Origin of the sequence: Pseudomonas matsuisoli (genome assembly GCF_014647635.1) — a bacterium.
Taxonomy (GTDB): domain Bacteria; phylum Pseudomonadota; class Gammaproteobacteria; order Pseudomonadales; family Pseudomonadaceae; genus Pseudomonas_P; species Pseudomonas_P matsuisoli.
Genome location: NZ_BMPO01000004.1, coordinates 429429 through 448704 on the forward strand (window position 1 = coordinate 429429; position 19276 = coordinate 448704).

15 protein-coding genes and 1 pseudogene are annotated in these 19276 nt (G+C 61.1%); 12 read left to right on the plus strand and 4 right to left on the minus strand.

Annotated features, from left to right (window positions below; all coding sequences use genetic code 11):
• Window positions 1–443: 443 nt before the first annotated feature.
• The 8 genes and pseudogenes from IEY47_RS11240 to IEY47_RS20780 all read left to right on the plus strand — a co-directional run bounded on the left by IEY47_RS11240 (window position 444) and on the right by IEY47_RS20780 (window position 10655).
• Complete coding sequence (locus IEY47_RS11240; protein ID WP_188983318.1) at window positions 444–1520, plus strand: efflux RND transporter periplasmic adaptor subunit; 1077 nt, start codon at window positions 444–446, stop codon at window positions 1518–1520.
• Window positions 1517–2767: an efflux RND transporter periplasmic adaptor subunit gene (locus IEY47_RS11245; protein ID WP_188983319.1), complete on the plus strand. Its 1251-nt coding sequence runs from the start codon at window positions 1517–1519 to the stop codon at window positions 2765–2767. The genes IEY47_RS11240 and IEY47_RS11245 overlap by 4 nt, the downstream gene beginning before the upstream one ends.
• A complete protein-coding gene (locus IEY47_RS11250) occupies window positions 2764–5832 on the plus strand; it encodes an efflux RND transporter permease subunit (RefSeq protein ID WP_188983320.1) in 3069 nt (1022 codons plus the stop codon). The genes IEY47_RS11245 and IEY47_RS11250 overlap by 4 nt, the downstream gene beginning before the upstream one ends.
• Window positions 5833–6333: 501 nt before the next feature.
• Window positions 6334–6990: a hypothetical protein gene (locus IEY47_RS11255; protein WP_188983321.1), complete on the plus strand. Its 657-nt coding sequence runs from the start codon at window positions 6334–6336 to the stop codon at window positions 6988–6990.
• Window positions 6991–7088: 98 nt separating this feature from the next.
• Window positions 7089–7868 carry a transporter substrate-binding domain-containing protein gene (locus IEY47_RS11260; protein ID WP_188983322.1) on the plus strand — a complete coding sequence of 260 codons (780 nt, stop codon included), beginning with the start codon at window positions 7089–7091 and terminating at the stop codon, window positions 7866–7868.
• Window positions 7869–7896: 28 nt separating this feature from the next.
• Window positions 7897–8517 (plus strand): LysE family translocator, encoded by a 621-nt coding sequence (locus IEY47_RS11265; RefSeq protein WP_188983323.1) that lies wholly within the window; start codon window positions 7897–7899, stop codon window positions 8515–8517.
• A gap of 215 nt (window positions 8518–8732) precedes the next feature.
• Window positions 8733–9800: pseudogene (locus IEY47_RS20775) on the plus strand (methyl-accepting chemotaxis protein); the annotation flags it as partial.
• Window positions 9801–9941: 141 nt separating this feature from the next.
• Complete coding sequence (locus IEY47_RS20780) at window positions 9942–10655, plus strand: methyl-accepting chemotaxis protein (RefSeq protein ID WP_373293569.1); 714 nt, start codon at window positions 9942–9944, stop codon at window positions 10653–10655.
• A gap of 126 nt (window positions 10656–10781) precedes the next feature.
• Here IEY47_RS20780 and IEY47_RS11275 read toward each other — a convergent pair whose 3' ends face one another.
• From IEY47_RS11275 to IEY47_RS11290, 4 genes are all read right to left on the minus strand, one after another.
• Window positions 10782–11750 (minus strand): ribonuclease Z, encoded by a 969-nt coding sequence (locus IEY47_RS11275; protein ID WP_188983325.1) that lies wholly within the window; start codon window positions 11748–11750, stop codon window positions 10782–10784.
• Window positions 11751–11878: 128 nt separating this feature from the next.
• Window positions 11879–12724 (minus strand): FHA domain-containing protein, encoded by an 846-nt coding sequence (locus IEY47_RS11280; protein WP_188983326.1) that lies wholly within the window; start codon window positions 12722–12724, stop codon window positions 11879–11881.
• Window positions 12725–12756: 32 nt separating this feature from the next.
• Complete coding sequence (locus IEY47_RS11285) at window positions 12757–14490, minus strand: serine/threonine-protein kinase (RefSeq protein WP_188983327.1); 1734 nt, start codon at window positions 14488–14490, stop codon at window positions 12757–12759.
• 4 nt (window positions 14491–14494) lie between these two features.
• Window positions 14495–15292, minus strand: a complete 798-nt coding sequence (locus IEY47_RS11290) for a PP2C family protein-serine/threonine phosphatase (protein WP_229779375.1) — start codon at window positions 15290–15292, stop codon at window positions 14495–14497.
• Window positions 15293–15627: 335 nt separating this feature from the next.
• On the opposite strand from IEY47_RS11290, the gene IEY47_RS11295 reads away from it, so the two are divergent.
• The 4 genes from IEY47_RS11295 (at window position 15628) to IEY47_RS11310 (ending at window position 19274) form a co-directional block, all read left to right on the plus strand.
• Window positions 15628–16716, plus strand: coding sequence for a sensor histidine kinase (locus IEY47_RS11295; protein ID WP_188983329.1), 1089 nt, complete (start codon window positions 15628–15630; stop codon window positions 16714–16716).
• Window positions 16713–17459: a LytR/AlgR family response regulator transcription factor gene (locus tag IEY47_RS11300; protein WP_188983330.1), complete on the plus strand. Its 747-nt coding sequence runs from the start codon at window positions 16713–16715 to the stop codon at window positions 17457–17459. The genes IEY47_RS11295 and IEY47_RS11300 overlap by 4 nt, the downstream gene beginning before the upstream one ends.
• A gap of 115 nt (window positions 17460–17574) precedes the next feature.
• Entirely contained in the window at window positions 17575–18513 is a 939-nt protein-coding gene (hemC, locus tag IEY47_RS11305) for a hydroxymethylbilane synthase (RefSeq protein WP_188983331.1), read from the plus strand.
• Window positions 18510–19274 (plus strand): uroporphyrinogen-III synthase, encoded by a 765-nt coding sequence (locus tag IEY47_RS11310; RefSeq protein ID WP_188983332.1) that lies wholly within the window; start codon window positions 18510–18512, stop codon window positions 19272–19274. The genes hemC and IEY47_RS11310 overlap by 4 nt, the downstream gene beginning before the upstream one ends.
• Window positions 19275–19276 lie beyond the last annotated feature (2 nt).

Below are 19276 nucleotides of genomic sequence, written 5' to 3' on the forward strand. Positions count from 1 at the left end.
TGGCACTGCGCGCGAGGGGCAGAGAAAGCCCGGAAGGATCGCGCGGTCGGACGGCAGGCTAACGGTTAGCGTGTAAAGGTGCAACTAGGTGCAACCTGATTTCTGTCGGGTTGCTATTGGTCGAAATGGAGGTGTGTTCAGGGCTGATCGCCCATTAATGGGCTCCTACAGAAAAGCGCAGTCTCTGTAGGAGCCCATTTATGGCAATCGCTTCTCCTTAACAGAGCCTCTATCTGTCGCTGGCTCCCGTAAAGAACGCTTGGAACCGGCACGCCGCACTTGCAGTCGCATGTCCACGAACGACTGACATCCATGTATGTAAGTTGGAGAGTGGTCCCCTGACAACGATCCGTCGCATGCGACCAACGGGCACGGCACTGGCCGGGGCTTACCGCTGATTTGGCGGTTTTCTGCACCTGCTGCAGAGTTCGAAAGGAGTTTCGATGCGGTTTTTTTCGATTGGCGCCACGATGGCCGCGGCGGTTCTGCTCAGCGCGTGCGGAGACGAGCCCGGCCCTGAGGAATATGTACCTCGCGTCAAGGTGCAGACCGTGCAACTGCAGGACCGCGCTGTGAGCGCCACGTTGACCGGTGATATCCAGGCGCGTGTGCAGACGCAGTTGTCTTTCCGGGTAGGCGGGCAGATCAGTGAGCGCCTGGTGGAGGTCGGCGACCGCGTCGAGCGTGGCCAGACGCTGGCGCGGCTAGATCGGCAGGACCAATTGAACAACCTGCGCGCCGCCGAGGCGGCGGCCATTGCCGAGCGCGCCCGGGTCAAACAGGCCGACGCCGACCTGTGGCGCCAGCAGCAACTGCTGCCTAAGGGTTACACCAGCCGAAGTGAATACGACGCCGCGCTCGCCGCCCAGAGAGGGGCGAAGAATTCACTCGCGGCGGCGGAGGCGCAACTGTCAGACGCGCGCGAGCAACTGGGTTACACCGATCTGAAATCGGACGCCGACGGCGTCATCACCTCACGTCAGGCCGAAGTCGGCCAGGTCGTTCAAGCATCCGCGCCGGTATTCGGATTGGCTCGGGATGGTGACCGTGACGCGGTATTCGATATCTACGAGTCGTTGCTGGCCATTCCTCCTGGGCAGTCGATTGAAGTCGTCTTGCTGGATAACCCAGCAGTCAAGGCGAAGGGCAAGGTTCGTGAGGTGACGCCGACCGTATCCTCCGAGACCGGGACGATCCAAGTGAAGATCGGCCTTATCGATCCGCCCCAGGAAATGACCCTGGGCGCAACCGTCAGTGCCAGTGCGCATTACCAGGCAAAACCTGCAGCGCAGTTGCCCTGGGCAGCATTGACCAAGTCGGGCAAAGATCCCGCCGTCTGGGTCGTCGGTCCCGAAGGAAAGGCGGATTTGCGCAATGTGCAGGTCGGGCGCTACCTCACGGGCGAGGTCGTAATCGCGGAAGGTTTGCAGGACGGCGACCGTGTGGTGGTCGCCGGGGGACAGCTCTTGCACCCGGATCAAGCGGTGGAGATCGCGAATGAGAAGGGGGCGGGGGAATGAGGGGGATTTGGAAGGGCGTTAAGTTTCACGTGCCTGGGCAGACCCTATTCGCGGGCAACCGGAGCGCCGGCCGGCCCGCTCCTACAGAGACTGCGCGCGGCTTTTGTAGGAGCGGGCTTGCCCGCGAATGCGGTGGAAAGTGCGCCGCCAGCATTTATGGCAAATCAACGATTTCCGCTATACGGCTGGCTTTTCTCCTCCTTCTGCCTTTCGCCATCACCGCCTGCTCCGACGACCCACCTCCAGAGCCCCCGATCCGCCCCGTCCTTTACGTCGAGGTTAAGCCGCAGCAGCAGGAAACCATCGGGCGCTTTGCCGGCAGCATCCAGGCACGTTACGAAACGACGCTCGGCTTCAGGGTCGGCGGTCGCATTGCGGAACGTCGGGTCGATGTCGGGGCGAAGGTAAGCGCCGGTGACGAACTTGCCTCTCTCGACCCCACCGACCAGCAGAACGCCCTGCGTGCGAGCCAAGGCGACGCTGCCCGTAGCCAGGCACAGTTTCTCAACGCCGAGGCGGATGCGAAACGCCAGCAGCAATTGTTCGATCGCGGTGTCGGCGCCAAGGCGCAGCTGGATCAGGCCATCACGCAGCTCAGCAGTGCGCGTGCCGCTCGTGACCAAGCGGATGCCGCAGCGCGGCAGGCCGCGGATCGGGTCGGCTACGGCACCCTGCATGCCGACCATGACAGCGTGGTAAATGCCTGGCACGTGGAAGTCGGACAGGTGGTGGGCGCCGGGCAGGATGTCGTCACCTTGGCGCGGCCGGATGTGCGCGAAGCGGTATTCGATTTGCCGGCCTATCTGGTGGACAAATTGCGTCACGAGCCTGAGTTCACCATCGAGTCGCAACTCGAACCAGAGGTGCGGACCACCGGCCACATCCGTGAGGTCGAGCCCCAGGCCGATCCGGCTACACGCACACAACGGGTACGTCTCACGCTGGATCAAACCCCCGAGCAGTTCTATCTCGGTACTGCCATCACCGTCATGCTGTCGCGACCAATCGATGCGCGTACCTGGTTGCCGTCCAGTGCGGTACAGGATCAGGACGGCAAGCTCCGGGTTTGGGTCGTCGACCCCGAGGCCAAGACGGTCCAGCCGCGTGATGTAGAAGTACTGGCTCGCGAAGGCGATCGGGTCAGTGTCAACGGTTCACTGAAACCAGGAGAGCGCGTGGTCAGTGCCGGCGTGAATTTCTTGAAGCCGGGGCAGAAGGTCCGGATGGATGAGGGCGTACAGCCATGAAGGGTGGTTTCAACCTGTCGGACTGGGCGTTACGCCACCAGTCTTTCGCCTGGTACTTGATGTTCGTTTCCTTGCTGATGGGCATCTATTCCTACTTCAACCTCGGACGGGAAGAAGATCCGTCCTTCACCATCAAGACGATGGTCGTGCAAACGCGCTGGCCCGGCGCGACGGTCGATGAAACGCTGAATCAAGTCACGGACCGCATCGAGAAGAAGCTCGAAGAGCTGGATTCCCTCGATTACACCGAGAGCTACACGCGGCCGGGTGAATCGACCATCTTGATCTACCTGCGCGACACCACCAGCGCCGGGGCCATCCCTGACATCTGGTACCAGGTGCGCAAGAAGATTCAGGATATTCAAGGAGAATTCCCGCAAGGCATTCAGGGGCCGTCCTTCAATGATGAGTTCGGGGACGTCTATGGGTCGATCTACGCCTTCACCGCCGATGGCCTGAGCTTCCGTCAGCTTCGCGATTACGTGGAGCAAGTGCGCGCGGAAATTCAGACGGTACCCGATCTTGGCAAGGTCGAAATGGTCGGGCAGAAGGATGAGGTGCTGTACCTGGAGTTCTCCACACGCAAGCTGGCAGCTCTGGGTATCGACCAAAACCAGATCATGCAAAGCCTGCAAGCGCAGAACGCGACGACGCCGGCCGGCGTGATCGAGGCCGGACCTGAACGAATTTCCGTGCGCACCAGCGGCCAGTTCGCTTCCGAAGCGGATCTGCGCGACGTCAATCTTCGCGTCAACGATCGCTTCTATCGGTTGGCTGACATAGCCGAGATCCGACGCGGTTTCACCGATCCGCCCACGATGGAGTTTCGTTACAACGGTAAACCCGCGATTGCCTTGGCGATCGCGATGACCGATGGCGGCAACATCCAGACCTTTGGCCAGGCCTTGCACGAGCGAATGGACGCGTTGACGGCGGACCTGCCGGTCGGGGTCGAAGTGCATGTGGTGTCCGATCAGGCGGAAGTGGTGCAGGAGGCCGTCAGCGGCTTTACCCACGCCCTGTTCGAAGCGGTGATCATCGTCATGGCGGTCAGCTTCGTGAGCCTCGGCCTGCGCGCGGGGTTGGTGGTGGCCTGTGCAATTCCGCTGACGTTGGCCATGGTGTTCATGTTCATGGAAATGAGCGGGATCACCATGCAGCGCATCTCTCTCGGCGCGTTGATCATTGCGCTGGGGCTGCTGGTGGACGACGCGATGATCACGGTGGAGGTCATGATCACACGCCTGGAGAAGGGCGACTCGCTTCACGACGCCGCGACGTTCGCCTACACCTCTACTGCGTTCCCGATGCTGACCGGCACATTGGTCACGGTTGCCGGGTTCGTCCCGATTGGCCTCAACAACAGTTCGGCCGGGGAGTACACGTTCACTCTGTTCGCGGTCATTGCTGTAGCGCTGGCGCTGTCCTGGATCGTCGCCGTGTTCTTCGCACCGGTGATCGCGGTGCACGTGTTGCCGAAGAAGATGAAGCAGAAAAAGGACGACGATGAGCCGGGGCGCATTGCACGCTGGTCGCGCGGCAGCCTGCTGTTCGCCATGCGTCACCGCTGGCTCACCATCATCGCCACCATCCTGCTGTTCGCGGCGGCACTGTTCGGCATGCGCTACGTGCAGAACCAGTTCTTTCCCTCCTCGGATCGGCCCGAAGTACTGGTGGATCTCAACCTGCCGCAGTACGCCTCCATCAATGAAACGGCACGGGTGGTCGATAGGCTCGAGGCGACGCTGAAAGACGATCCAGACATCCGTCGCTGGAGTACGTACGTCGGCCAAGGCGCACTGCGCTTCTATCTACCGCTGGACCAGCAACTGCAAAACGCCTACTACGCGCAGTTGGTAATCGTGGCCAATGATCTCGAGGCGCGCGAACGGTTGATCGGCAAGCTGAAGGATCGATTGCGGGCGGATTTCGTCGGCATCGGCACGTATGTCCAGCCTTTGGAAATGGGGCCGCCGGTGGGACGGCCCGTTCAGTACCGCGTGAGCGGGCCTGATGTAGACCAGGTCAGAATGCATACCCTTGAGCTGTCGCGCCTGCTGGACGAAGAGGCCGAGATTGGCGAAATGGTCTACGACTGGAACGAGCCAGGTAAGGTCCTGCGCATCGACATCTCCCAGGACCGTGCGCGCCAGCTGGGGCTGTCGTCCCAGGATGTGGCGAACGTACTCAACAGCGTGGTCAGCGGGCAGAACGTGACCCAGGTCAAGGACGATATTTATCTGGTCAACGTCGTCGGCCGCGCGGTGGACAGCGAGCGCGGCTCTCCAGAAACCTTGGAGAACCTGCAGATCACCAATGCCAGTGGCACGGCCATCCCGCTGCGCGCGTTCGCGACCGTGCGCTATGACCTGGAGCAACCGTTGGTGTGGCGTCGTGATCGCAAGCCGACGATCACGCTCAAGGCGACCGTCATCGGCGAGATCCAGCCCACCGATCTGGTCGCCCGATTGGCGCCGAAAATTCAGGCCTTCAGCGATAAGCTCCCCAATGGCTACAGCATCGAAACGGGCGGTACGGTTGAGGAGAGCGGCAAGGCACAGGGGCCGATTGCGAGCGTCGTGCCGTTGATGCTGTTCCTGATGGCGACCTTCCTGATGATTCAGCTGCACAGCGTGCAGAAGATGTTCCTCGTCGCCAGCGTGGCGCCCCTCGGCTTAATTGGTGTCGTGGTGGCGCTGGTGCCTACCGGCACGCCCATGGGCTTCGTAGCGATCCTCGGCATCCTTGCGCTGATCGGCATCATCATTCGGAACTCGGTGATTCTGGTGACGCAGATCGATGCCTTCGAGAAGGCCGGCGACTCGCCCTGGAAAGCGGTCGTGGAGGCGACCGAGCATCGTCGACGCCCGATCCTGTTGACTGCTGCTGCGGCCAGCCTCGGGATGATCCCCATCGCCCGCGAGGTCTTTTGGGGCCCGATGGCCTACGCGATGATTGGCGGGATCTTCAGTGCGACGCTGCTGACGCTGTTGTTCCTGCCAGCGCTGTATGTGACGTGGTATCGGATCAAGGAAGAAGACGAACCGGCCCGCGACAAGGCGTGATGGGGTTTGTCGGGCGAGTGAGGGTGGATAACGCCCCAGGTGACTAAAGCGGATGGCCGCCCCATCGCCCCTACAGAGAGCGGAGCCGGGCGATACGAAAATCTTGTGAACCGCCGCCTTTGTAGGGGCGGCTTTAGCCGCGAGCGATCGAACAGGGCAACACCGCTTCTTAACCTGCCTACGTTAGAGCAGAGATGTTTTTGGGGGGCGCGCAATAGCCTCGATACCTGCAGCGCGCCCGATTTCGCTCGCGACTAAAGTCGCCCCTACAGAGAGCGGGGCGGGGCGATGCGAAGATCTTGCGAGACGCGGCTTTTGTAGGGGCGACGGGGCGGCCATCCGCTTTAGTCGCCAGCGGTCGAACAGGCGACGTCGCTTAAAGATCCGCGCATGCGTTTTCACTCGCCATATATCCCGCTGCGACAGGCTGGACGCTGTTTCGGGCTCGCTCCAGAATGCGCACTCTCACCGGCGCCCGTCCGGTGGCGCGCCGAGCCCCCTATGAAAACAACATCGCTGCTCATCCTCGCTGCCCTGATGCTCTTGCTGACCGGCTGCTCGGGCTATACCGCCAGTGGCTATCTACAGGTCCAAGACGCTGCGCGTTTAAAAGCCCTGGGCGGCCAGGCAGCCGAACTGCGCCCCGGCCAGGGCTCGCTGGAGTTCGGCATGAAACCGCTCATATTTGCCAACGATCTTGCGCTCATGGTGGGTCATACGACAATCGAAGCCGAGGTGCCGAAGGCGGCCTACGACGGCAGCACATTTCTCGTGCAGGGCGCGGCCAATGCGCTGCCCTTCGACATGAGCGTTGCCTGGACGGAGCGACATGGCGAGCAGATTACGCGTGATGAGCGAGTCGAATGCAGGGGGCCGGGTTACTGCGAGGGCCCGGTCTCGCGCACCTATTGCTCACCAGATGGCTCTGGCCGACAGAATTGCCGCTCCGAAACTCGCTACGAATACGGCTACTTCTCCAACTGCCCGGGTACGATGCCTGTGCGCAACCGCTACCAGATCTACCGCTATGGCGTAACCGCCAACCTGCTCGTACCAAACTCGACGATGGACGTTCTTGCCACGTTCAAAGGCCAAACGACCGCGAACGAGCGGCTGCTTGCAACCGAGCGAGAAGGGATGTGCCAGAGTCGTTTGTGACTTGTTTCTTCCCCGCAAGTGGCGGTAGCTTCCGTTTCGGCGTCGCCAGCGACGCTTCCCGTTTTCGCACACATGCGTTTGCCTAGAAGGACATAACAATGAAATTCGCTTTGGCAGCAGGAGCGCTGCTTTTCGCCGGTCTGGCCCATGCCGAAACCCCGGTTTCCCACCTCGATAGCGTCCAGCAGAACGGTGCGCTCCGGGTTTGCACTACCGGCGACTACAAGCCTTACACCTATTTGCGTGAGGATGGCGGCTACGAGGGTATCGACGTGTCCCTAGCCGAATCGCTGGCGAAAAGCCTGGACGTAAAGGTGCAGTGGGTTCCGACGACCTGGAAGACCATGACGCCAGACATGCTCGCAGGTAAATGCGATATCGCTGTGGGTGGCGTGTCCGTTTCTCTGGCCCGGCAGAAGGTCGCGTTCCTGAGCTCGCCGATCACCCTGGACGGCAAGATCCCCTTCGTGCGCTGCGAGAATGTCGAGCGGTACCAGACCATCGCCCAGATCAATCAACCCTCGGTAACGCTCATCGAGCCTCCAGGCGGCACCAACGAGGCGTTCGTCCACGCTAACCTGCCGCAGGCGAAGTTGACGCTGGAGAAGGAAAACTTGGCGATCTTCCAGCAATTGGTAGACGGCAAAGCGGATGTGATGATCACCGATGCGTCCGAAGCGCGTTATCAAAGTCAGCACTATCCGGACCTGTGTGCAGTGAACCCGGAAACGCCGATGCAATACATCGAAAAGGCATTCCTTTTGCCGCGCGACGACATCGCGTGGAAGAGCTACGTCGATCAGTGGCTGCACTTGGCGAAAGCGGCGGGTGAATACGAGCAGATCACCGCCCACTTCCTGGCGCCCCTGAAAAAGTAAATACGTGTAGCCCAGCAGGAGATAAGCCATGAGCGTGACCGAATCTCTTTTGGCGTTCCTGCTGGCGGCAAGCTTGTTGACCGTGACGCCGGGCGTCGATACCGCACTTGTGCTGCGTACAGCAGCGACCGAGGGCAGTCGCCAGGCGGCGCGAGCAGCGCTTGGTATCAGTGCGGGCTGCCTGGTGTGGGGCGTTCTTGTGGCGGTCGGGCTAGGTGCTTTGGTCGCCGCGTCCGATCTGGCATTCACACTCTTGAAATGGGGTGGCGCGGTGTACCTGTGCTGGCTGGGCATGAACCTGCTGCTACGCCCGCGCCCGGTTGTGCTGAGTGAAGGTGATCTGTCGTCGACCGGCACTGCCTGGTTTGCGAAGGGGCTGCTCGGCAATCTGCTGAACCCGAAGATCGGCGTGTTTTATGTCTCGTTTCTTCCGCAATTCGTGCCTGCCGGATTCGACGCTACGCCTTATACATTCGGTCTGGCCTGCCTCCATGTCGGACTGGGGCTCGTCTGGTATACGGCGCTGATCCTGGCCACACGCCCGCTGTCGGACTTGCTGCGTCGGCCGAAGGTATCCAAGACGTTAGATCGGATGACGGGCGCCGTCCTGCTGGGTTTCGCCGTGAAACTCGCTTTAACGCGTCGTTAGGTCTCCAAACGCCGCTGTTCTATGTCCACCTATCCAATCGGTCGCCCGACCGTAGCGACTTTTCCGTGCCTACCAATCGTCTGGTTCATGTCAATTACGTGACGCCAAAGATTATTTTTCGTCTCCTTAGCTCAAGAAAGAACATCAGCGGACGATAGCGAAAAGTGCTGCCAGTCCGGCGAATTGTTTTTGTGCCTCATGCGGAAGGAAGGTCGATGAAAAAGTGGTTTGCTGACATCAGCGTTACCTGGAAATTAGCGCTGGGATTCGGCTTTGTACTCATTCTGACGTTAGCGTTGGCGATCTCGAGTTGGATCGGTCTGAGCGGCGTGGCTCAACGCAGCATCTGGATGGGTGAAATCAGCGAGCTGAACGATACATTGACCGAGCTGCGGGTCACGCGGCTGCAGTACATGCTCGCGAACGGTGACGAAAAGGTCGCCGCGACCGTTCAGGCGGCCGTGGACGGGTTCGCCGCGCAGCATCAGGAGGTACTGAACAGTTTTGTCAGTCCGGCGAACGTTGCGCTGTTGAAAGCGCAAGGCGACCAGATCGCCGCCTACCGCGTTTCGTTGCAGAAAATGCGAGAAGGCTATCGTGTCGGTAACGACGCACGCACGGAGATGGGGCGCTTGGCCAAGGTGGCCAGCGAAGTCATCGAAACGATCAATCAGTCCGTCATGCAGCTTGCTACCTACGATGAAAATCGCCTGGCCCGGTACCGTGCGCTCGCGCAGCTGCGTGAGAACTGGTTGATGGTTCGGTATGAAATGAGGGGCTACAACATTGCGCCTGGCGATGAGGCTGCCGCCACCGTCGAGCGTCAGATCGAGATGACCCGTGTGCTGGCTCGCGGTATTCCAAATGTCTTCGATGGTGAACGGGGCGCGGAAGCTGCACAAATCGAGGCGGCACTCGATGGATACCTGAGCGCAGTCCGGGCGGCGAATTCCGCGAACAATGACATTGTCACCGCACGCAAGGAGCTGACCCAGGAGGGGTACGAAATCGTTCGGTTGAGTAAAGAACTCACCAAAATCCAGATCGAGCGCCGTGATATGGAAATTGCGCAAGCACGTACGCTTCAGATTTCCGTTGCACTGGCTGCGCTACTGGTGGGGCTGCTTGCTGCCTGGATCATCACGCGCCAGATTACCCGTCCGCTGGGTGACACGCTGCAGGTGGTCAAGAAGATCGCATCGGGCGATCTTACCGAGACTGCGCGGGTCGACCGCAAGGACGAAATCGGTGCGTTGCAGCAAGGCGTCAAGGACATGGGCACAACGTTGCGCGACCTGATTGGCGGCATCCGTGACAGCGTGACGCAAATCGCCAGTGCCGCTGAAGAGCTGTCTGCGGTTACCGAGCAGACCAGCGCCGGTGTGAACAGTCAGAAGGTCGAAACCGACCAGGTCGCGACAGCGATGCATGAGATGGCTGCGACCGTGCAGGAAGTGGCGCGTAACGCTGAACAGGCGTCCGTGGCCGCCAGCGAAGCCGATACGGATGCACGTCAGGGTGAGAAGGTCGTCTCCGAAGTCGTCACGCACATTGAGCAGCTCGCGGGCGAGATGACGCGCTCGACGGACGCTATGGCCATGCTGGAAGCCGAAAGCAACAAGATTGGCGGCGTGATGGACGTGATCAAAGCGGTGGCTGAGCAGACCAATCTGCTGGCCCTCAACGCGGCGATTGAGGCTGCACGTGCAGGTGAAGCGGGTCGCGGGTTCGCGGTCGTGGCGGACGAGGTTCGCGGGCTTGCCCAGCGTACGCAGCAGTCGACCGAAGAAATCGAGCAATTGGTGGCCGGCCTCCAGCAGGGCACCCGCCAGGTGGCGTCGTCGATGCAAAACAGCCGCGATATGACGGACAGCAGCGTCAACCTGACGCGTAAGGCCGGTAGCGCGCTGAAGTCGATCACCGACAAGGTCTCGAACATTCAGTCGATGAACCAGCAGATTGCGGCCGCTGCCGAGCAGCAGGGCGCCGTTGCAGACGAGATCAGCCGTAGTGTGGTCAACGTACGGGATATTTCCGAGCAAACGGCGTCCGCCAGCGAGGAAACCGCAGCCTCCAGCATTGAGCTCGCGCGCCTGGGCAACGAGTTGCAGATGATGGTCAGCCGCTTCCGCGTGTAAGGCATCCGCGCATCGAGACGTAGGGCGGGTGAAAACCCGCGTGGCCCTTATAAGCCGCGGGTTTCACCCGCCCTACGTGCGCGTTGAAGCTCATTTGTGTGAGATGCAGCCGCCGACGCAAGGACGCTACGCAGGATCTGGCAGCAGCATTAGCGCGCCGTGCTTATCCAGCCGATAACGCTGGAAATCCTTTGCCATGAACAGTGCGCCGTCGTAATGAGCTGCCGCTTCCTCTCGCAAGGTTTCGATGGATGGGCTGTGACGCTCATCGTTTTGGTAGCGCGCACTGAAGTGCGTCAATACCAGGTGTGGGAGACCGGTGGCTTGGGCGAATTGAGCGATGCCGAATGCCGAACTATGGCCGGCATTTGGGCCTGCGCGTTCGGCGACATCCGCGGTGTAGGTCGCTTCGTGAACCAAAACCTGGGCGCCGTCGCATGCATCGGCAAGCAGCTCGGGGCGATCGTTGTCGCCGGCGACGAGAATGCGCCGAGGCTCGCGGTCAAAGGTGACGTAGTCAAGGCTGCGAAAGCGGCGCCCTTGATTTTCTACGTCCTCGCCACGCAGTAAGCGCCCCCACAAAGGCCCTTTGGGTACGCCGTCGCGCTCAAGCGAAGCAAAGGCAAGCTGCGGGCCGGGGCGTGCTTCGGTAAAGCGGTAGGCGTAGGACGGCACGCGGTGAGAAAGCGGCCAGGCGTCGATATGCAAGGTGTGCGATTGCCACTGGGACGTGCGTTCTACCGCTTCGAAGTGGAGCTCGAAGGGAAGAGTGCAGCCGGTCAACGTGAGTGTCGTCGTCAGCCAGCGCTCGATATCCGCCGGACCAACGATCCGCAGCGGGGCTCGTCGGCCAGTGAGCCCAGCGCTTGCCACGAGGCCTGGCAGGCCGTAGCAGTGGTCGCCATGGACGTGGGTAATGAAGATCGACTCGAGCGTGTGCAGCGACAAGGGTGTGCGCAGTATTTGGTGCTGCGTGCCTTCGCCACAATCCACCAGATGCCAGCCGCGCCCGGATTCTTCGAGGACGGCAAGCCCACTGACGTTGCGAGAGCGAGTAGGCGTGCCGGCGGAGGTGCCTAGGAAGATCAAGTCCATGAGTGTCCGTTCGAGTCGCTACGTGTGCGTCGTCAGTTTAGAGGTATGGAGGCGTTTGGGTTTTGTGAGGGCGTACGCTGTCGCGAGCATGGCTCGCTCCCACAGGTAAGGTTTCGTCGGCGTGGCGATCAGGTAAACCAGATGAGCAGGGTGCCTACTACGGCAACCACGGCGGTGGCGCTGAGGCCGATGAGTACGATCTTTCCCGTCCCAGTGGTCGGCGCGTCGGGGACGATATTGCCCACAGGCTCCGGCTGGCGACGCCGATAAGAGCGACGGTTCGCCGGCGGTGTGTCGCTGCGCGGCGTGGGCGGTGGCAGGTCGGCTGCCCGCATGAAAACGGTCGCGTCCTCATCGATGACGTCCTGTTGCGCAGGTTTGGGCCCGATGACCAACATCGTCACCGAGCCCATCTGGATTTCATCGCCTGGCTTGAGTTGCGCCGTCGTAACGCGCTGCTGGTTGACGGTCACACCGTTGATGGACGCGAGGTCCTTCAGCTCGAGGATGTCATCGCGCAGGAAAAATTCGCAGTGCCGACGGGAAAGGGCCATGTCGCTGAAACTCAGCTCGCATTTGATCGAGCGGCCAAAGGTCATGGAACCATTGATGTGGAATTTCTTGCCTTCCTGCTCGCCACTGAGCACCTGCAGATACCAACGGCCGCCACCGCTGGCGCTGTGCGCTCGTGTGGGGTCGAGTAATTGCAGGTCAGCCGTCCCGATGCGCACCTGATCACCGGCTTGCAGCGCGTAGCGCTCCTCGATCAGCGCGCCGTTGACGAGCACGCCGCCTTCGCTGTCGGTGTCGGAGAGGTAATAGATCCCCTGCTCGTTGCGGATTTCGGCGTGAAAATCATCAACGCCGTCGTCTTCGAGAACGAGATCGTTGCGGGAGTCACGGCCGATCGTGAAACACTGATTGACGAGCCAGAGCGGTGCCTGGCGATTATCGTTGAACTGAATTTTAAGCATTTGCCCTGCCTGCTCCTTTCCCTGAGCAAACATCAGTTGAAGATACGGTTCCAGATACGTTTGACCTGGATGACCGGGTTTTCCAAGGTGCCATTACCGGTAGAAGCCGTCGTCGTCGCGGCTGAGCGGGACGGTGCAGCCTTGGTGCGTTGCGTATGGGTATCCTGCAGCCGTATCAGTGCAGCGTTGTTCTCATCGATTTCCAGCCCTTGCGCGATGTATTCCTTGGCCAGCGTGTATTCACGACGCGCGTAGGCGCGTTTGGCTTCATCCACGAAGCGTTGGTTGACCTGCGCGAGACCCTCTTGCGCCGCGCTGTTCTGTGGTTCCCATTCAAGCACTTGACGATAGTAGTACACGGCACTGTCATCTTCGGGCAGAACGAGCTGGCCCTGCTTCAGACGTTCGTCACCCTGCTGCAATGCTTGCGCGACACGTTGTTCCGCCACGCGTCGCAGGCCGGCTTCGGCGGCAGCGTGACCAGGTGAGAGCGCGAGAATCTGGCGGTAGTAGTCGTCCGCGCTGTCACCGACAGGCGCGACTAACTGGCCGTCCTCCAGGCGCTGTTCGGCCTTCCAGAGCAAGCGGGTGACGCGAGCGCTTTTCACGCGTTGCAAACCGGCGAGCGCTTCCTGGTTTTCAGGGGCCTGAGCGAGCGCCAGGCGGTAATAGTGATCTGCGCTGTCTTCACCAGGTTCGATCAATTTGCCTTCGGCGAAGCGCTGGTTGCCCTGTTCGATGTAATTCGCGAGTTGCCAATGTTGGTGCGCGAAATACCCGCCACCTCCCAGGACACCAAAGGTAATGACGCCCAGCAGGCACCACATCAGAAGGACCGGTTTGCCACGTCCGGCGGCGCGGGTCCTGGTGGGTGCGGTCGATGTTGTGGCAGGTGTCGGCGTGCTCGCGGTCGGTGCGGACGCCTTCGCTGTGGCGATAGGGGCCAGCGCCATGCGCGGCACACTGTCGTCTTGGAATTCGTCGAGCTCCGCCAGCAATTCACCGCAGTCCTTGAAACGGTCGTCCGGGTGTTTGGCGAGCATCTGGTCCAGGAGCGGTTGATAGAGAGCCAAGCGCCCGGTGAGCGGCGGTGCGACCAACTGGACCTGGTTGAGCACGGTCTCGTTGTAGCCTGTGCCCTTGAAGGGGTTCGTGCCCGTAAGCAGTTCGAGCAGGATGACGCCCAGGCTGTAAATGTCGCTGCGCTGGTCGAGCACCTCGCAGCGCGCTTGCTCGGGACTGCTGTAGGCCGGACTGCCGACGGCAATGCCGAATTGCGTCACGTCGCTGTCGATTTCGAGCTTCTTGGCGACGCCGAAATCGGTGATGACCGCCGTGCCGTCTTCACGAAACAGGATATTGGCAGGCTTCAGATCGCGGTGGACCAGGCCGTTGTCATGAATGACCGCCAGCCCTTCGGCGATCTCGCGAATGATGCCCAGCGCCTGACCTGCGGGCAAGGCGCGACCCTTGTAGCGGCGCAGGTCACCACCAGCGACATATTCCATGGCGAGGTAGAGGCGGTTGTCCGCCAGCCGGCCGACATCGTGGATCGTGATGATGGCGGGGTGGTGGAGAGACGCGACGATGTGCGCCTCGCGAATGAAGCGTTGCTTGAATTCTTCGTCGTCCGCGCTGAGCAGCACTTTGACTGCCACTTTGCGCTGAAGCGATCGCTGGGTCGCCAGATAGACTTCGGCCATACCACCGCGCCCTAGCAGGCTGTGGACTTCATAGCCGCGCATTTCGATTGTCCGTTCGGTCATGGCATCAGGGCGTATAGGGTTGTCGGGGTTTCTTCGGGCTGATCAGGCGCCGGATAAAACGGCGCATCGCCGATTCGATCGTCATCACTGCCGTAACGTTCCGTCCGATCACGATGCATGAAATGTTGTCTCGCCCGCCGCAGTCGTTCGCACCTTGCACAAGGCGGTTCACAGTGGTCGTAGGGTCGGCGTCATCGTTGCAAAGACGAAAGAGCTCAGTGTCGTCCAGCTCGCCCGAGAGTCCGTCGCTGCACAACAGCATTCGCTCGTTGGGCTCTAGCGGGGCGCGGCTGTAGCCGATATCGAACCCCTCTAGCGTCTGGCCGATGCAGCGCAGCACGATATTGCGTCGGGGGTCGCGGCGGGCTTCGTCCACGGTCAGTTCGCCGGCGTCGACCATGGTCTGGACCCAACTATGGTCATGGGAGAGTTGGCGAATGCCGTGGGCGTCGATGCAATAGGCGCGGCTGTCTCCCGCCCAGGCCAATTCATATTCAGAGTCGTCATGAATGCGAACGCAGACCAGGGTGGTCCCCATTTCCAGGTTGTTCGCCTCGGCGTATTCGAACACGGCAAGGTTTGCCGCATGCATCGCCGTGCGCAGGCCCTGGCCGTTGGCAATGGCCCGCTGGAGGGTTTCCAGGGCCAAAGCACTGGCGACTTCGCCACGTTGCGCGCCACCCATGCCGTCGGCAACGGCCCAAAGTCCCAGCTCCGGCGAACAGAGCACGGCGTCTTCGTTGTGCCTGCGCACGCGGCCGGCTACGGTCAGGGCCGCGAACGCTCTTTTATGTCTTGCCAACGCCGTCATCCTTGCCGATCTCCATGGTTGTCCACTGCCTACGCTGGTGTATTCGCGTCGTCGCTGCGTCGAGAAAACCGGTCGATAGACAACGCCTTTTGCAAGAGGTGTCTGGAGAAAGGAAGGATAGTCGACGCCGTTCATTCCAGTCGCGCTACACGAGGTTACTCAAGCTGCATCACAAAGACGTATTTGGCTCATGATCGTGACTTGCCGACAGGGCGCGCTCCGGGGAAGATGCTCAGCTATGGCTGCCGTCCGGTAAGCCGACCGTAGGACGCGGTCAACGCCGGATCGCGACGATCTCCTATCGAACCCGCGAGTCCGTTGACCTGATGTGGCGTTTACGCAACCTGCTAGCGTTCAAATCCAAACCCGCTCGGGTCGATGACTTCTTCCTACCAGAGCTGTGCGAATCCGAGGCGTTGTTGGGCCTCGTGCTGGCGGCTGAATTGCTGGTGCTGGTCCTCGTGCTCGCGGACGCTCGGCAGGTGCATTTCGACTGGGTAAGGCTTGCGCTCACCTCGTTGTTCGTACAGTGGATCGTGCTGCTCTCGGCCGCGCTCCTGTGCCGTCTGCGCCCGCTGTTAGCGCGGCTGCGTCCTGCGATCGCCGGTTTCTGCTGTGCGCTTGTGGTTGTCGCGCTAACGCTGGGTTGCACGGCTGTCAGCGACTACTTCCAGCTCGTAGGGCCGCTGCAGCGCGTGGACGAGATGAATCTCTACCTGCGTCACGGCAGCATCGCGCTGATCATGTCGGCGCTGCTACTGCGCTATTTCTACCTGCAAAGCCAGTGGCGCCGGCAACAGCAGGCGGAGTTGCGCGCGCGTATCGAATCCTTGCAGGCCCGTATCCGCCCGCACTTTTTATTCAATAGCCTGAACAGTATCGCGAGTTTGATCGTGATCGACCCGTACAAAGCCGAGCAGGCCGTGCTCGATCTCTCGGATTTGTTCCGGGCCAGCCTTGCGCGCCCCGACACCTTGGTGCCGTGGTGCGAGGAGTTGGAGCTTGCACAGCGATACATGTCCATCGAGCAATACCGCTGCGGTGACCGGCTCGCGATGCAATGGCGGGTCGAGGGTGTGCCGGAAGAGATGCGTATTCCACAGCTCACCCTGCAACCGCTGCTAGAAAATGCGGTGTTGCATGGTATCCAGCCACGCGTCGAAGGTGGCACCATCGAGGTCGATGCATGGGTCGAATCCGGTTTTTTTGAACTCCAGGTCAGTAACCCCTACGACGATGCGGTCAAACCAACATCGCCACGCGGCACGCGACAGGGGTTGCTGAACATCGAGGCCCGGCTTGTGGCACTTTTCGGAGCCGAGGCTAGTCTCACTTCAGAGCGCCGTGATGGCTGTCACGTTACCCGTCTACGTTACCCCCTGCGAGACAACCGCCAGGAAGCCAGATCTATATGAATGTCCTGATCGTTGATGATGAACCCTTGGCCCGAGAACGTCTCAATCGCCTGGTAAGCGATCTCGGTGGTTATCGAGTCCTCGAGCCGGCTGCCAGTAATGGTGAAGAGGCGCTTACGCTGATCGACAGCCTGAAGCCAGATGTCGTCCTACTCGATATCCGCATGCCGGGCTTGGATGGCCTGCAAGTGGCCGCCAAGCTCTGCGAGCGCGATACGCCGCCTGCCGTGATTTTCTGCACTGCACATGACGAGTTCGCCCTGGAAGCGTTTCAGGTGAGCGCAATCGGGTATGTGGTGAAGCCGGTCCGGCCGGAATCACTTGCCGAGGCGTTGAAGAATGCCGAGCGCCCGAACCGTGTGCAGCTTGCCGCATTGACGCGGCCGGCCGCGGATACCGGAAATGGGCCGCGCAGCCATATCAGCGCGCGTACGCGCAAAGGGATCGAGCTGATTCCGTTGGATCAGGTGATCTACTTCATCGCCGACCACAAGTACGTGACGCTGCGCCACGACCACGGAGAAGTCTTGTTGGACGAGCCGCTCAAGTCGTTGGAAGACGAGTTTGGCGATCGATTCGTACGCATCCACCGTAATGCATTGGTCGCCCGCGAGCGGATCGAGCGCTTGCAGCGGACCCCGCTCGGGCACTTCCAGTTGTTCCTGCGGGGCATGAACGGTGACGCATTGACGGTGAGCCGGCGGCATGTGGCCGGTGTACGCCGTTTGATGAGCACGCTCTAACGGTCCATTCGAACCGGTAAGCGCTGCCGACCGCTGGCAGCGCGACACTCTGCCACTTCCTTCGAAGCCTGGCGCTTCTTGTTATCATGGCGACCTTTTGTTGTTGAGTGCCGCCATGTCGTTCCCCCGAGAAATCCGCATCGCCACGCGCCAAAGCGCCCTCGCCCTGTGGCAGGCGGAGTACGTCAAAAGCCGATTGCAGGCGGCTCATCCCGGATTGGTCGTGTCGCTGGTGCCGATGGTGAGTCGAGGGGACAAGCTGCTCGATTCGCCGCTCGCAAAAATCGGCGGCAAGGGACTCTTCGTCAAGGAGCTGGAAGCCGCACTGCTCGAATCACGCGCCGACATCGCGGTGCATTCGATGAAAGACGTACCGATGGAATTTCCTCTAGGGTTGGGGCTGTTCTGCATTTGCGAGCGAGAAGATCCACGCGACGCTTTCATCTCGAACCATTTCGCCCATCTCGATGATCTGCCAGCAGGCAGCGTCGTCGGCACCTCAAGCCTACGGCGGCAAGCGCAGTTGCTCGCGCGGCGTCCTGATCTCCGGGTTCATTTCCTGCGTGGCAACGTAAACACCCGTCTGGCGAAACTCGATGCCGGCGAGTACGACGCCATCATCCTCGCAGCGGCAGGGCTCATTCGCCTTGGCTTCGAAGCGCGTATTCGCGATTGTCTTTCGGCAGAGCTAAGCCTGCCCGCCGGCGGACAAGGCGCGGTAGGTATCGAGTGCCGGACCCAGGACGAGGAGATTCATGCCCTGTTGGCGCCGTTACACCATGCCGATACCGCCAGCCGCGTCGAGGCTGAGCGCGCGTTGAATCGTCGGTTGAACGGTGGCTGCCAGGTGCCGATTGCATGTTACGCCGAGCTCGAGGACGACCAGTTGTGGTTGCGCGGATTAGTGGGACAGCCCGATGGCGGCGTGCTGTTGCAGGCGGAGCAGCGCGCGCCCCGTAACGAGGCTGTCGCGTTGGGTGAGCGTGTCGCCGAGGATCTGCTCGCATTAGGTGCGCAGCAAATCCTCGATGCGGTTTACGGCGCGTCCGAATGATGGCTTGGCGCCTGTTGCTGACACGTCCTGCTGCCGAGGGCGAGGCGCTTGCCGCATTGCTTGAGGCGCACGGGCTGTTTGGTTACAGCCTGCCGATGCTGGACATCCAAGCCCTGCCCGAAACGCCTGAACAGCGCACGTGCATCCTGGAGCTCGACCGTTACCATGCGGTCATTGCCATCAGCAAACCCGCCGCTCGCCTCGGCTGCGAGCGTATCGACATCTATTGGCCGCAATTGCCCCTGGCACCGTACTGGTTCGCGGTTGGACCTGGGACCGCCGCCGTGTTGGCGGAATTCAGCATCGATGCGGTCTGGCCGGATGGCAAGGACAGTGAAACGCTTCTGGCGCTGCCCGAGTTGAATGAGGCGCTGGCGGTGCCCGAGCCGAAGGTGCTGCTGTTGCGCGGAGAAGGCGGGCGGGAAGCATTGCACGATGGGCTCGTCGAGCGGGGCGCGCAGGTGGATGCCCTGGCGCTCTATCGCAGAAGTCCTCTCGAATCCCCTCCTGGACACGCCGCGCGGGTCGTGCAGGCGGAACGCCTGAATGGGCTGGTTGTCAGCAGTGGGCAGGGTTTTGAACATCTGCAGCGCGCTTCCGGCGATGCGTGGCCCGCGCTGAGTCAGTTGCCCCTGTTCGTTCCCAGCGCCCGTGTAGCGGCGCTTGCTCGCGATGCAGGATGTACTCGAATAGTGGATTGTCGCGGCGCTTCCAACGAAGCGTTGCTGGCGGCGCTGGCGAAAAGTCAGCCCGAGGAATAAGG